General features: G+C 69.3%; 13 protein-coding genes. 12 read left to right on the top strand and 1 reads right to left on the bottom strand.

Annotated elements, in window-relative coordinates:
* Positions 1 to 23: 23 nt before the first annotated feature.
* From QQY66_RS38275 to QQY66_RS38325, 11 genes are all read left to right on the top strand, one after another.
* Positions 24 to 959: a carbohydrate kinase family protein gene (locus tag QQY66_RS38275; RefSeq protein WP_301987634.1), complete on the top strand. Its 936-nt coding sequence runs from the start codon at positions 24 to 26 to the stop codon at positions 957 to 959.
* A gap of 183 nt (positions 960 to 1,142) precedes the next feature.
* Positions 1,143 to 3,893: a non-ribosomal peptide synthetase gene (locus tag QQY66_RS38280; RefSeq protein ID WP_301984948.1), complete on the top strand. Its 2,751-nt coding sequence runs from the start codon at positions 1,143 to 1,145 to the stop codon at positions 3,891 to 3,893.
* A 38-nt stretch (positions 3,894 to 3,931) separates the two neighbouring features.
* Positions 3,932 to 4,855, top strand: a complete 924-nt coding sequence (locus QQY66_RS38285; protein WP_301984949.1) for an NAD(P)-dependent oxidoreductase — start codon at positions 3,932 to 3,934, stop codon at positions 4,853 to 4,855.
* Between the two features lie 9 nt (positions 4,856 to 4,864).
* Positions 4,865 to 5,269 (top strand): nuclear transport factor 2 family protein, encoded by a 405-nt coding sequence (locus QQY66_RS38290; RefSeq protein WP_301984950.1) that lies wholly within the window; start codon positions 4,865 to 4,867, stop codon positions 5,267 to 5,269.
* A gap of 1 nt (position 5,270) precedes the next feature.
* Positions 5,271 to 6,119 carry a prephenate dehydratase gene (pheA, locus tag QQY66_RS38295; protein WP_301984951.1) on the top strand — a complete coding sequence of 283 codons (849 nt, stop codon included), beginning with the start codon at positions 5,271 to 5,273 and terminating at the stop codon, positions 6,117 to 6,119.
* Positions 6,120 to 6,187: 68 nt separating this feature from the next.
* A complete protein-coding gene (locus QQY66_RS38300) occupies positions 6,188 to 6,868 on the top strand; it encodes an FMN-dependent NADH-azoreductase (RefSeq protein WP_301984952.1) in 681 nt (226 codons plus the stop codon).
* A 100-nt stretch (positions 6,869 to 6,968) separates the two neighbouring features.
* The gene (locus QQY66_RS38305) at positions 6,969 to 8,354 is read left to right on the top strand and encodes a class II 3-deoxy-7-phosphoheptulonate synthase (protein WP_301984954.1); all 1,386 of its coding nucleotides are present in this window, start codon (positions 6,969 to 6,971) and stop codon (positions 8,352 to 8,354) included.
* Positions 8,355 to 8,439: 85 nt separating this feature from the next.
* Entirely contained in the window at positions 8,440 to 9,624 is a 1,185-nt protein-coding gene (gene aroC / locus QQY66_RS38310) for a chorismate synthase (protein WP_301984955.1), read from the top strand.
* The gene (locus tag QQY66_RS38315) at positions 9,621 to 10,139 is read left to right on the top strand and encodes a shikimate kinase (RefSeq protein ID WP_301984957.1); all 519 of its coding nucleotides are present in this window, start codon (positions 9,621 to 9,623) and stop codon (positions 10,137 to 10,139) included. Before aroC ends, QQY66_RS38315 begins: the two co-directional genes overlap by 4 nt.
* Positions 10,136 to 10,468, top strand: a complete 333-nt coding sequence (locus QQY66_RS38320) for a chorismate mutase (RefSeq protein ID WP_301984958.1) — start codon at positions 10,136 to 10,138, stop codon at positions 10,466 to 10,468. Before QQY66_RS38315 ends, QQY66_RS38320 begins: the two co-directional genes overlap by 4 nt.
* A 200-nt stretch (positions 10,469 to 10,668) precedes the next feature.
* Positions 10,669 to 12,129, top strand: coding sequence for a multicopper oxidase family protein (locus QQY66_RS38325; RefSeq protein ID WP_301984959.1), 1,461 nt, complete (start codon positions 10,669 to 10,671; stop codon positions 12,127 to 12,129).
* Between the two features lie 3 nt (positions 12,130 to 12,132).
* On the opposite strand, the gene QQY66_RS38330 is transcribed toward QQY66_RS38325, so the two are convergent.
* Positions 12,133 to 12,534 (bottom strand): winged helix-turn-helix transcriptional regulator, encoded by a 402-nt coding sequence (locus QQY66_RS38330; RefSeq protein WP_367667027.1) that lies wholly within the window; start codon positions 12,532 to 12,534, stop codon positions 12,133 to 12,135.
* Between the two features lie 100 nt (positions 12,535 to 12,634).
* Between QQY66_RS38330 and QQY66_RS38335 the strand changes: the two genes are divergently transcribed.
* Complete coding sequence (locus QQY66_RS38335; protein ID WP_301984960.1) at positions 12,635 to 13,102, top strand: luciferase family protein; 468 nt, start codon at positions 12,635 to 12,637, stop codon at positions 13,100 to 13,102.
* The last annotated feature ends 29 nt before the right edge of the window (positions 13,103 to 13,131 follow it).

A 13,131-nucleotide genomic window follows, 5' to 3' on the forward strand; every position in this document is an offset into this window, starting at 1 on the left:
GGTCCATCGCCACCGACCATCTCATGGTCTATCCGGGGAAGTTCACCGAGCAACTGCTCGCCGACCGGCTCGACCGGGTCTCCCTGTCCTTCCTCGCCGACTCCCTGCACATCCGCCGTGGGGGAGTGGCCGCCAACATCGCCGTCGGCCTCGCCCGGCTCGGAATCCCCGCGGTCCTCGCGGCGGCCGTGGGCAAGGACTTCGGGGAGTACGGGAGCTGGCTGCGCGACAACGGCGTCGAAACCGCTTCCCTCCACATCAGCGAGACCCTGCACACGGCCCGCTTCGTCTGCACCACCGACGCCGACCACAACCAGATCGCCACCTTCTACGCCGGGGCGATGGCCGAGGCCCGGACCATCTCGATCGCCGCGGTCGCCGAGCGCGCCGGACGGCCCAACCTGGTCTTCGTCGCCCCCAACGAACCCGAGGCGATGCTCCGGCACACCGACGAGTGCCGGCTGCTCGGCCTCCCCTTCGCCGCCGACCCCTCCCAGCAGCTGGCCATCCTCGACGCCGAGGACACCCGGCAACTCGTGGACGGAGCACGGTACTTGTTCACCAACGAGTACGAGGCCGCGCTGCTCCAGGAGCGCACCGGCTGGAACGAGAGCGAGGTGCTCAAGCGCGCCGACACCTGGATCGTCACCCGGGGCGGCGACGGCGTGGACATCCTGAGTGCCGGGCAGGAGCCGCTGCGGATCGCCGCCGTACCCACGGGCGCGGCGGCCGACCCCACCGGCGTGGGCGACGCCTTCCGCGCCGGGTTCCTCGCCGGCTCGACCCTGCACTGGCCGTATGAGCGATCCGCCCGACTCGGCTGCGCCCTCGCGACCCTGGTGCTGGAAACCGTCGGCCCCCAGGACTACACGCTCACCCCTGGCCTGCTGCTCGACAAGATCCGCGGTGCGTACGGAGATCCGACCGCCCGCGAGATCGAAAGGTCGCTGCCCCTCTGACCACCGGGCGCCCGACCCGACCGCCCCGGGCCCCTGGCCCTCGGTCCTCGCCCCCCGACCCCGCCCGAACCGCCGTCGAGCTGCCCACCCGCAGCCGGCGGCGGCCGTGTTTCCGGTGCCCCTCGCCCCTCGCACCGGCACTTCCGCAAGAACACAGCGAGAAGGGAAGCCAAAGCCATGACCATGGCCATTTCATCCACCCGGACCGTCGCCGACCTGCTGCTCCTCGCGGCCGAGTCCCACCCCGAGTCGGGTGTCCTCTACCATCTGGGCGCCGCCGAGGAGCAGGACTCCCGGCTGCAGCGCTACCCGGAGCTGGTCGAGGAGGCCCGCCGGGTCCTCACCGGCCTGCGCGGTCAGGGACTGGAGCCGCAGGACAACGTCGTCCTGCTGCTGGAGCGTCCGCAGGAATTCCTCACCGCCTTCTGGGCCTGCCTGCTCGGCGGCTTCGTGCCCGTTCCGATGGCGCCCCTGGGCGGCGACCCGGAGCGCTGGGCCGCCCAGCTCGGCCATGTGAACACGCTGCTCGACGGGCCGCTGCTGGTCACCAACGACACGCTCGCCGCCGAACTGCCGCGCGTGGAGGGCCTCGCCGTCACCCGACTGGAAACCCTGTACGCCGCCGAGCCCGCCGCCCTGCTGCACGAGGCCTGCCCGGAGGACACCGCGCTCCTGGTACTGACCTCCGGCTCCACCGGAAACTCCAAGGCCGTGCAGCTCAGCCACGACAACCTGCTCGCGTCGATGGCCGGCAAGAACGGCTACCACCGGCTCAGCGCCGAGGACGTCTCCCTGAACTGGGTCTCGTTCGACCATGTCGCCGCCCTCCTGGAGTGCCATCTGCTTCCGCTGTACGCGGGCGCGACCCAGCTCCATGTCGAGCCGGCCGTCGTACTCGGCGAGCCGCTGGAGTTTCTGCGGCTGATCTCCAAGTACGGCGTCACCATGACCTTCACCCCCAACTTCCTGCTGGGACTGCTCAACCCCGCCGCCGACCGGCTCGCCGACGAGGAACGGCCGGTCGACCTCTCCCGGCTGCGGCACATCATCAGCGGCGGCGAGGCCGTGGTCCGCACCACCGGCGAGACCTTTCTGCGGCGCTTCGCCCGCTACGGGCTGCGCCCCGACGCCCTGTGGCCCGCGTTCGGCATGACGGAGACCTGCGCAGGCAGCATCTACAACCAGGACTTCCCCGCCTCCGACCAGGGCCAGGAGTTCGCCAACCTCGGCTTCCCCGCCGAGGGCCTCAGGCTGCGCATCGCCGACGACCAGGACAACGAGGTCGGCGCGGGCGAAACAGGGGAACTCCAGCTCGCCGGGCCCATGATCACCACCGGCTACTACAACAACGGACAGGCCACCAAGGATGCCTTCACCGCCGACGGCTGGTTCCGCAGCGGCGACCTCGGCCGGCTCGTCGGCGGCCGGCTCACCCTGGTCGGCCGCAGCAAGGACAGCATCATCGTCAATGGCGTCAACTACTTCAGCCATGAACTGGAGACCGCCCTGCAGGAACTCGACGACGTGGCCGCGTCGTTCGTCGCCGCCTTCCCGACCCGAGCGCCCGGCAGCGACACCGAGCAACTGGTCGTCGCCTTTCACCCGCAGACCGAGGACGACGACGAACTCGGCCTGTACCGGGTGATGTCCGCAGTCCGCGCGAGTGTCGTCATGCAGTGGGGCTTCCGGCCCTCACTGATCCTGCCGCTGCCCAAGGCCGCCTTCCCCAAGACCAGCCTCGGCAAGATCCAGCGCTCGCTGATGCGCAAGCGACTGGAGGAGGGAGCATACGACGACGTCATCGCGTACGCCGCCGATGTGACCCTGCGCCGCCTCGGCGGCTACACCGCACCCGAGGGCGAGACCGAACGGGTGATCGCCGGGATCTACGCCGAGATGTTCGACACCGACGCCGACAAGGTCAGCGCCACCGCCAACTTCTTCGACCTGGGCGGCACTTCGCTGGACATCCTGCGGCTGCGCCACCTGGTGGCCCAGCGGCTCGGCGCCCAGGACCTGCAGGTCATCACCGTCCTGACGGCGCCCACCGTCCGCGCCCTGGCCGCCCGCCTCGGTGAGGACGCCACCGCCGAGCGCCCCTACGACCCGATCGTCCCGATGCAGGTCACCGGCGACAAGACCCCGCTCTTCTGTGTCCACCCGGGGGTCGGCGAGGTCCTCGTCTTCGTCAACCTCGCCAAGTATTTCGTCGGCGACCGTCCCTTCTACGCCCTGCGGGCACGCGGCTTCAATCCCGGCGAGAAGCCCTTCGAGAGCTTCGACGACATGGTCGCCACCTACGTCGAGGCCATCCGCGCAAAGCAGCCGCACGGCCCGTACGCGGTCGCCGGATACTCGTACGGCGGCGCGGTCGCCTTCGAGATCGCCAAGGTCCTCGAAGCCGAGGGCGAGCGGGTCGACTTCGTCGGCAGCTTCAACCTGCCGCCGCACATCAAGTACCGCATGGACGAGCTGGACTTCGTGGAGACCGCCGCCAATCTGGCGTTCTTCCTGGCGCTCATCGACAAGAAGCAGTCCCTCGACCTGCCGGGGGAGCTGCGCCACCTCTCACGCGAGGAGCAGCTCGCGCACTTCATCGCGCTCGCGCCCAAGGCACGTCTGGCCGAACTCGACCTGACCCTGGAGAAGTTCACCGCCTGGGCCGAACTCGCCGACGGCCTCACCAACCTGGGCCGCAGCTACACGCCCAGCGGGTCCGTCCGCTCGATGTCCGTCTTCTACGCGGTCCCGCTGCGCGGCACCAAGGAGGACTGGCTGAACAACGAACTGAGCCGCTGGAACGAGCACTGCGCCGACGTCCGCTACCTCGACGTCCCCGGCGAGCACTACACGCTGATGGGTCCGAACCACGTGGCGAGCTTCCAGTCGATCCTGCGCAGGGAACTGGACCGCGCGCTCGGCGACGCCCGCTGAGTGCCATGTGACAGACCATCCACACCGAGGAGTTCCCCATGAACGGCAAGAAGATCCTGGTCACCGGCGGTACCGGACAGGTCGCCGGACCGGTGGCGAAGTCACTGGCCGAGAACAACGAGGTCTGGGCGCTGGGCCGGTTCGGCACCCCGGGATCGGAGGAGGCCCTCGCCGAGCACGGCATCACCACCTTCCGCTGGGACATGAACGACACCGGCGAAGGTGCGCTCAAGGGCCTGCCCGAGGACTTCACCCACGTCATCCACTCCGCCGTACGACGTGGCGAGGACGGTGACTTCAACACCGCGATCGAAGTCAACACGGTCGCCGCGGGCCGCCTGATGACCCACTGCCGGACCGCCGAAGCCTTCCTGTACGTGTCCACCGGCGCCCTGTACGCACGCCAGACCCTGGATCACGCCTATCAGGAGGACGACCCGGTCGACGGCGTCGCCGACTGGCTGCCGGTCTACCCCGTCGTGAAGATCGCCACTGAGGGCGCTGTCCGCGCGTACGCCCGGACCCTCGGCCTGCCCACGATCATCGCCCGCCTCAACATCGCGTACGGGCCGGGCGGTTACGGCGGTGTCCCGATGCTCTACTTCAAGCGGATGCTCGCCGGTGAGCCCATCCCCGTCCCGGTCGAGGGACAGAACTGGTGCTCGCTGCTCTACACCGACGACCTGATCGAGCAGGTGCCCCGCCTGTGGGACGCGGCCTCCGTGCCCGCCGTCCTCACCAACTGGGGTGGAGACGAGGCCGTCGGCATCACCGACTGCGTCCGCTACCTGGAGGAGCTGACGGGCGTCGAGGCCAAGCTCGTGCCCAGCGAGGTCACCCGCGAGACCTACCAGTTCGACCCGACCCTGCGCAGGCGGCTGACCGGACCCTGCAAGGTCGGCTGGCGCGAGGGGATCCGCCGCACCGTCATGTCCATGTACCCCGAGTACACCGCCCGCTGAGGAGCCCCGATGCCCCGGTACGCAAGCAATATCGAGCTGATCCACGCCGCCTACCAGGCCTTCCACTCCCGTGATGTCGAAGCGCTGCTGTCCACGATGGCCGAGGACATGCAGTGGATCCACCCCGACGGCATGCACGAGTACGGGCTCGGCGGCACCAAGTACGGACACGCGGGCGTCAAGGAGTTCCTGGCGCATGTGCCCACCGTCCTCGGCGGGATGAAGCTCCACCCGATGGAGTTCGTCCAGTCCGGCGACCGGGTCGTCGTCTTCGGCGTCCGGGACGTCACCTCGCATTCCGGCCGTACGGAGACCCTGCAGTTCGTCCACTCCTGGACGCTGCGCGACGGCAAGGCCGTACGGATGGAGGACATCTTCGACACCGTGCTCTTCCACCGGCTGATCGAGAGCTGACGTGTCGTACGCCTATCTGGGGCCTCGGGGCACCTTCACCGAGGCCGCACTGCGCCAACTCCCCTTTCCAGCAGGGGAGTCGGCACACCGGCCCTTTCCCACGGTGCCCGCGGCACTGGACGCGGTGCACCGTGGGGAGGCCGGCGCCGCGGTGGTCCCCCTGGAGAACTCCGTGAAGGGCGTCGTGCCCGCCACCATGGACCGGCTCGTGGCGGCGGAACTGCACATCACGGCCGAGGTCGAAGTCCCGGTGACCTTCGCCCTGATGGCCCCGTCCAGCACCGAACTCACCGATATCACCGATGTCTTGAGCCACCCGCACGCACTCGGCCAGTGCGGGCACTGGCTGGACCGGCAGCTGCCACGGGCCCGTACCCGGCTAGCCGACTCCACGGCCGCCGCCGCCCGTGAGGTCGCCGAAACGGGCACTCCCGGACTCGCCGCGATCGCCGCCCCGCCGGCGGCGGAACTGTACGGGTTGCGCACGCTGGCCACCGGCATCGGCCGGCGCGCCGGCGCAGTCACCCGCTTCGTCGCCCTGTCCCACGCCTGGTTCCCGCCGGCCCGCACCGAGTCGGACCGCACCTCGCTCCTGGTCCACCCCGGCACACCGGCCCAACTCATCGACGTCCTGGCCGAGTTCAGGATCCGCGACATCGAGGTCAGCCGCCTCCACTCCTGGCCCACCGGCGACCGCCTCGGCAACCACCGCTACTTCATCGACATCGAGGGCCACATCGAAAACCCTCCTGTGCGCGAGGCGATGGCGGCCCTGGCGAACCTGAGGGCGGGAGCCCGGTTCCTGGGCAGCTATCCGCGATCGAGGGCATCGAGCCCGGTCGGCGTCTGAGACCGGGGCACAGGCGCCACCCCACTCCGCACTACCACCAACCCACCGACACCCAGGGGGAACCCGTCATGCCCACCCTGCTCCATCTCGACACCAGTCCACGTCTGGGCTCCACCACCCGGAGGGTCACCGCCGAGTTCGCCGCATCGTGGCGCGCCGCCCATCCCGACGGCACGCACATCTACCGCGACCTCGCCGCGAACTCCGTACCCCATGTCGACGCCCAGCAGATCGCGGTCATGCACCGCCTGGAAAGCGCCGCCGAACGCGACCTCGACCTGGCTCTGATGGCACCCAACACGCCGGAGGAGAAGGAGAGTTGGGCCATCTGCTGGGAGCTGATCGAAGAGGTGCGGGCGGCGGAGACGCTGCTTCTCGGTCTTCCGATGCACAACTTCTCCCTGCCTTCCACCTTCAAGGCCTGGTTCGACCGCATCGTGATCCCGCCGCTGGTCGTGGACCCCGAGACCGGCACGGGTCCGCTGGCCGGCAAGCAGGTCGTCGTCGTCACCGCTCGCGGTGGTGCGTACGGGCCGGGCACACCCCGGCACGCGTTCGACTTCCAGGAGCCGTACCTCAAGGCCGCGTTCGGCATGGTGGCGCTCGCCGACGATCTCACCTTCCTGCGCGCGGAGATGACGAAGTCCGGTCATGTGCCCCGGCTCGCCGGCTTCCAGCAACTGGCTGCCTCCTCGCTCAAGGAAGCCCTGGAGGGCGCCCGCAGGCACGCCCAGCGCGTCCGCGTGTGACCGCCGATGTGGGCCGGGCACCCGCCCGGTGCCCGGCCCGGACCGAACCTCCCCTCACCTTCCGTGCTCCACCCCCCTTGGCATCCCGAGAGGTCCCGAGATGGAAACCCTGAAGACCACCACGCCCAAAATCGAACTGGTGAACACATGGCGCGGGCTGCCGGCGGGCCAGCAGCCCGACTACCCGGATCCGGCGGCCCTGCATCGCGTCACCGAGGAGCTGGCATCCGTACCGCCGCTCGTCTTCTCGGACGAATGCGACCGTCTCAAGGACCGCCTCGCCGCGGTCGCCCGCGGTGAGGCGCTGCTGCTCCAGGGCGGTGACTGCGCGGAGACCTTCGACCGGGTCTCCAAGGAGACCGTGCACAGCAAGCTGAACACCCTGATGCAGATGGCGGCCGTCCTCACCTACGCCGCCTCGATGCCCGTCGTGAAGGTCGGCCGTCTCGCGGGCCAGTACGCCAAGCCACGCTCCCAGCCCACCGAGACCCGCGACGGGCTCACCCTGCCCACCTACCGCGGCGACGCCGTCAACGGACTCGCCTTCACCGCCGAGGCCCGCGTCCCCGACCCGGAGCGCCTGCTGCGGATGTACCAGGCGTCCTCCAACACCCTCAACCTGGTACGGGCGTTCACCGCCGGCGGCTATGCGAGCCTGAGCCAGGTGCACGAGTGGAACCGGGACTTCATCGCGGGCTCGCCACTGAAGGTCAAGTACGAGATCATCGCGAACGGCATCGACCGCGCCATGCACTTCATGCGCGCCACCGGGGCCCGCCCGCAGGACTTCGACGACTCGGAGTTCTTCGTCTCGCACGAGGGACTCCTCCTCGACTACGAGACCCCGCTCACCCGCCGCGAGGGCCGCACCGGCCGTGTCCACGCCACCTCCGGCCACATGCTCTGGATCGGCGAGCGCACCCGCGACATCGACGGCGCCCACGTCGAGTACTTCTCCCGCATCGACAACCCCATCGGCGTCAAACTCGGCCCGGCGACCACCCCGGACACGGCCCTGCAGCTGATCGACCGCCTCGACCCGCAACACGAGCCCGGGCGTCTCACCTTCGTCGTCCGCCTCGGCGTCGACAAGGTACGGGACGTGCTGCCCCCGCTGGTGGAGAAGGTCACCGCATCCGGCGCGCAGGTCGCCTGGGTCTGCGACCCCATGCACGGCAACACCATGGGGGCGCCCTCCGGACACAAGACGCGCCGCTTCGACGACATCCTCGGCGAGGTCCGCGGCTTCTTCGAGGTGCACCGGGCGCTCGGCACCCACGCGGGAGGCATCCATGTCGAGCTGACCGGCGACGACGTCACCGAGTGCGTCGGCGGCGGCCACGACCTCGGCTTCCCCGACCTGTCCGCCCGCTACGAGTCGGCCTGCGACCCCCGCCTCAACCGCAGCCAGTCCCTCGATCTCGCGTTCCTGGTCGCCGAGTTCCTGCACGGCGACCACCCGGCGCTCGACGGACTGTCGGGGTGAGCGCGATGCCCCGTCGACGGCTCGCGGCCCGTGTCCCCGGGGGCGAGAGGCGTGCGGCGTCCCAGCGGATGAAGGAGGCGCTGCCGTGGGCAGGTTGCGCTGGCTGACCGCGGGGGAGTCGCACGGCCCCGCACTCGTCGCGACGCTGGAGGGCCTTCCGGCCGGCGTGCCGATCACCACGGAGATGGTGGCGGATCACCTGGCGCGGCGGCGGCTCGGCTATGGACGCGGTGCCCGGATGAAGTTCGAGCGGGACGAGGTCACCTTCCTCGGCGGCGTCCGGCACGGTCTGACCCTCGGCTCCCCGGTCGCGGTCATGGTGGGCAACACCGAGTGGCCCAAGTGGGAGCAGGTCATGGCGGCCGACCCGATCGACCCGGAGATCCTGGCCGGTCTGGCGCGCAACGCGCCGCTGACCCGGCCGCGTCCCGGTCACGCCGACCTCGCGGGGATGCAGAAGTACGGATTCGACGAGGCCCGTCCGATCCTGGAGCGCGCTTCTGCCCGGGAGACCGCCGCCCGCGTGGCGCTGGGCGCGGTGGCCCGGTCGTATCTGAAGGAGACGGCCGGGATCGAGATCGTCAGCCATGTCATCGAGCTGTGTTCCGTGAAGGCGCCGCAGGGTGTGTACCCCACGCCGGCCGACGTGGAGAAGCTGGACGCCGACCCGCTGCGCTGCCTGGACGCGGATGCCTCCAAGGCGATGGTCGCCGAGGTCGATCAGGCCCACAAGGACGGTGACACGCTCGGTGGTGTGGTGGAGGTCCTGGCGTACGGGGTGCCCGTGGGCCTGGGCTCGCATGTGCACTGGGACCGCAAGCTGGATGCCCGGCTCGCGGGTGCGCTGATGGGCATTCAGGCGATCAAGGGTGTGGAGCTGGGTGACGGTTTCGAGCTGGCGCGGGTGCCGGGCTCGAAGGCGCATGACGAGATCGTGAACACGCCGGAGGGCATCCGGCGGGTCTCCGGCCGTTCCGGCGGTACGGAGGGCGGGCTGAGCACGGGTGAGCTGTTGCGGGTGCGGGCGGCGATGAAGCCGATCGCGACCGTGCCGCGCGCCCTGCAGACGGTGGACGTGGCCACCGGTGAGGCCACTCAGGCCCACCACCAGCGCTCCGACGTCTCCGCGGTCCCGGCGGCCGGCATCGTCGCCGAGGCGATGGTCGCCCTGGTGCTGGCGGACGCGGTGGCGGAGAAGTTCGGCGGCGACAACGTGGCCGAAACCCGCCGCAACGTGCGGTCCTACCTCGACAACCTGGCGATCCGGTGAGCGCGGTGCCTGCGATCGTGCTGGTCGGTCCGATGGGTGTCGGCAAGTCGACGGTCGGGCAGCTGCTCGCCGAGCGGCTCGGCGTCGGCTACCGGGACACCGACGACGACATCGTGGCCGTCGTCGGACGGCCGGTGCGGGATGTCTTCCGTGCCCAAGGAGAGGCGTACTTCCGCACGTTGGAGCGTTCAGCGGTCCGTGCCGCGCTGGCCGAGCACGACGGTGTGCTCGCCCTCGGCGGCGGCGCGATCCTCGCTGCGGACACCCGCGCCCTGCTCACCGGCCTGCCGGTCGTCTTCCTCGACGTCGGCCCCGGTGAGGCCGTGCGGCGCATGGGGCGGGACGCCTTCCGGCCGCTGCTGGCGGTGAACCCGCACGTGCGCTGGCGCGAACTGATGGATGTACGGCGTCCGTTGTACGAGTCGGTCGCCCGCGCCGTGATCGGGACGGGCGGGACCCGGCCGGAGAAAGTGGCTCAAGCAGTCATCGACGTACTGGAGTTGAGAGTGGCATGACCGTCATCGACACGCGGGAGTCCGTACAGACCGAACTGAGCGGGCTGCGCGACAGCATCGACAACATCGACGCGGCTGTGGTGCACATGCTCGCGGAGCGCTTCAAGTGCACCCAACGGGTGGGCCGTTTGAAGGCGGTCCACCGGCTGCCGCCGGCCGACCCGTCGCGGGAGGCCCGGCAGATCGCCCGGCTCCGTGAGATCGCCCACGCGGCCCGGCTCGACCCGGCGTTCGCGGAGAAGCTGTTGCAGTTCATCATCGCCGAGGTCATCCGGCACCATCGGATTCAGGCCGCGGAACCGGACCCGCCGTTTCCCGCACAGGATTGACACTCCTCTGGCACAACTCTGAACAACTGCTGCACGACCTGGGAAAACCGACAGTTCCCTGAACTCGGTCCTCCTTGAGTGGCCGGAACACCCCCGGAAGAATTGCCGCCAAGATCCGGTGAAGCGGTCCCCCCACGTGTGCGCCCTCAGCACTCCGGTGCCCACGCCCTCACCGCACGGCAGGAATTCATGGGGGATTCGTGATCACTCGCAGAACCTTTCTCGTGTCCGGAGCGGCCGTCACCGGCACCCTGGGCGCAGCCGGACTCCTCGTCCCCGCGACGAGCGGGAGTGCCTCGGCGGCCGGGCTCGACCCGGCCGCCATCCCGAAGTTCACGGCGCGGATGCCGCTGGCTCCGGTGCTCCAGCCGTATCTCGTATCGGGCACCACGAGCTATTACGCCATGACGATGAGGGAGGCCGCCAAGGAGATCGTGCCGGGGCGCTCCACAACCGTGCGCACCTTCAACGGGAGCTTCCCGGGGCCGGTCGTCAAGGCCCGGTCCGACCGGCGCGTCGTCATCCGGCAGACCAACCTCCTGACCGTGCCGACCTCGGTCCATCTGCACGGCGCCCATGTCCCCGAGGACAGCGACGGAGCGCCGATGGACCTCATCGCGCCGGGCGGCGGCGTGAAGACGTACACGTACCCCAACACTCAGCCGCACGCGAACCTCTGGTTCCACGACCACGCCCACCACATCGAGTCGGAGAACGTCTTTCGCGGGCTCACCGGCACCTATCTGCTCACCGACGACACCGAGCAGAACCTGGGCCTCCCGTCCGGAAGTTACGACGTGCCCATCTCCCTCCGGGACGCGCGCTTCGACGACAGCGGCCAACTCCATTACGAAATGGAGGACATCTTCAACCGGAACGTCATCCTCGCCAACGGCAAGGCGTGGCCGTACTTCGAGGTCGCGGCACGCAAATACCGCTTCCGCGTCTTCAACACCGCCAACATGCGGTTCTTCGACCTCCGGCTGTCCGACGGCTCCGCATTCACCCAGATAGGCTCCGACGGCGGACTGCTCGCGAGGCCGCACCGGACGGCCTCCCTTGCGCTGTCACCCGGTGAACGCGCCGACATCGTCATCGACTTCTCGAAGTACCCGGTCGGCACGGAACTCGTCCTCGCCAACGATGTGAACGCCGCTCCCGGCGGGCCCGCGGACCTGGTCGGCCAGGTGCTCCAGTTCCGGGTGAACCGCACGGCGGCCGACAGCAGCAGGGTCCCGAGCGTGCTCAGGACCCTGCCGGAACTGCCGCCCGCCACGGCCGGCCGCACCATCGACCTGCGTATGGACGAGACCGGCAGCCCGGACGACCTGGCGTACATCAACGGCAAGACGTACGACATGCATCGCGTCGACACCGAGATCGCCCACGGCACCACCGAGATCTGGACCGTCGTCAACAGCAACCGGATCGCACCGCACAACTTCCATATCCACCTGGTGCAGTTCAGGGTGCTGGAACGTAACGGGCAACCGGTGACATCCGGTCCCGAGAGCGGGCTGAAGGACACGATCAGCCTGATGCCGGGGGAGACCGTGAAGCTGCAGGCGACGTTCACCGGTTACCGGGGGACGTACCTCTACCACTGCCATGTCTTCGACCATGCCGCGATGGGCATGATGGCGACGATGAAGATCGTCTGAGGACTACCCCGCGTCGTAGCTGCGCCGCGAGACGCTGATGTACTCGCGGTGCTCGTCGGCCCACCGGATGAGGGAACTCACCTCCCGGGACAGCGTCAGTCCGACCGGCGTCAGTTCGTAGTCGACCCGCGGCGGAGTCGTGGGCGTGACGGTGCGGATGACCAGCCCGTCACGCTCCAGGCTGCGCAGGGTGAGGGTCAGCATGCGCTGGGAGATGCCGTCGATCGAGCGGCGCAGCTCCGAGTACCGCCGGGGGCCGGAGCCCAGCAGCGCCATGATCAGCACGCTCCACTTGTCGCCCACCCGGTCCAGCACCTCACGGAGCTGACAGGTCGTCACCCCCTCGTTGACCTGGTCGGGAACATCGATGTGCGTAGCGGTTTTTGAAGTGCCGTCTTCTGCCACACCTAGAGCATCGCCCAGAATTTCCCCGAGAACAAGAAGTAACCAGCGCACTAGCCGTACGCACCAACCCGCGCCCGGATGAGACCAGTTGAGGAGAATCATGGCCGTCGATCTGAGCGCTCTGAACCCGCGGAAGGGACCCCGGCCCGCGACGACCGGAATGGAGATCCCGCACGACCAGCTGGAGGCATTCTCCCCGCCGGAGATCCGCGCCGAACTGGTCGCCCGCGGCTCGGCGCTGCCGGGCGTCTACACCAGCCGCAGCCTGGTCTCCGAACCCTCCTCACTGGCCTTGCGCCTGCCCAGGGAGGACCGCGAATTCGAGGCGTTCCTGCACCCGTCCGTCGACGAGTTCGGACACATCCACCGCTCCGGATTCATGCATCTGACGGTGCCGGTGGACGCCATCCCCGCCCTGACGGAACTGGGCTGGACCGAACCGCATCCGATCACCCGGCGAGCCGAATTCCCGGACAGCATCGTGATGTTGTACGCCCCGCGCGACGAAGAAGAGCTGGACGTGGCGACGACGGTCCTGCAGGCCTCGTACGAACAGGCCGTCCGGTAGCCGCGTCGCCGTTCAGCAGCCGTACTTCC

The organism is Streptomyces sp. DG2A-72 (assembly GCF_030499575.1).
Taxonomy (GTDB): Bacteria; Actinomycetota; Actinomycetes; order Streptomycetales; family Streptomycetaceae; genus Streptomyces.

Bases quoted from the DNA above. Each gene is read 5' to 3' on its own strand.
- QQY66_RS38285 (WP_301984949.1), top strand. From the start codon at position 3,932: ATGAACGGCAAGAAGATCCTGGTCACCGGCGGTACCGGACAGGTCGCC.
- QQY66_RS38290 (WP_301984950.1), top strand. From the start codon at position 4,865: ATGCCCCGGTACGCAAGCAATATCGAGCTGATCCACGCCGCCTACCAG.
- QQY66_RS38320 (WP_301984958.1), top strand. From the start codon at position 10,136: ATGACCGTCATCGACACGCGGGAGTCCGTACAGACCGAACTGAGCGGG.
- QQY66_RS38335 (WP_301984960.1), top strand. From the start codon at position 12,635: ATGGCCGTCGATCTGAGCGCTCTGAACCCGCGGAAGGGACCCCGGCCC.
- QQY66_RS38305 (WP_301984954.1), top strand. From the start codon at position 6,969: ATGGAAACCCTGAAGACCACCACGCCCAAAATCGAACTGGTGAACACA.
- QQY66_RS38275 (WP_301987634.1), top strand. From the start codon at position 24: ATGGTCTATCCGGGGAAGTTCACCGAGCAACTGCTCGCCGACCGGCTC.
- QQY66_RS38280 (WP_301984948.1), top strand. From the start codon at position 1,143: ATGGCCATTTCATCCACCCGGACCGTCGCCGACCTGCTGCTCCTCGCG.
- QQY66_RS38300 (WP_301984952.1), top strand. From the start codon at position 6,188: ATGCCCACCCTGCTCCATCTCGACACCAGTCCACGTCTGGGCTCCACC.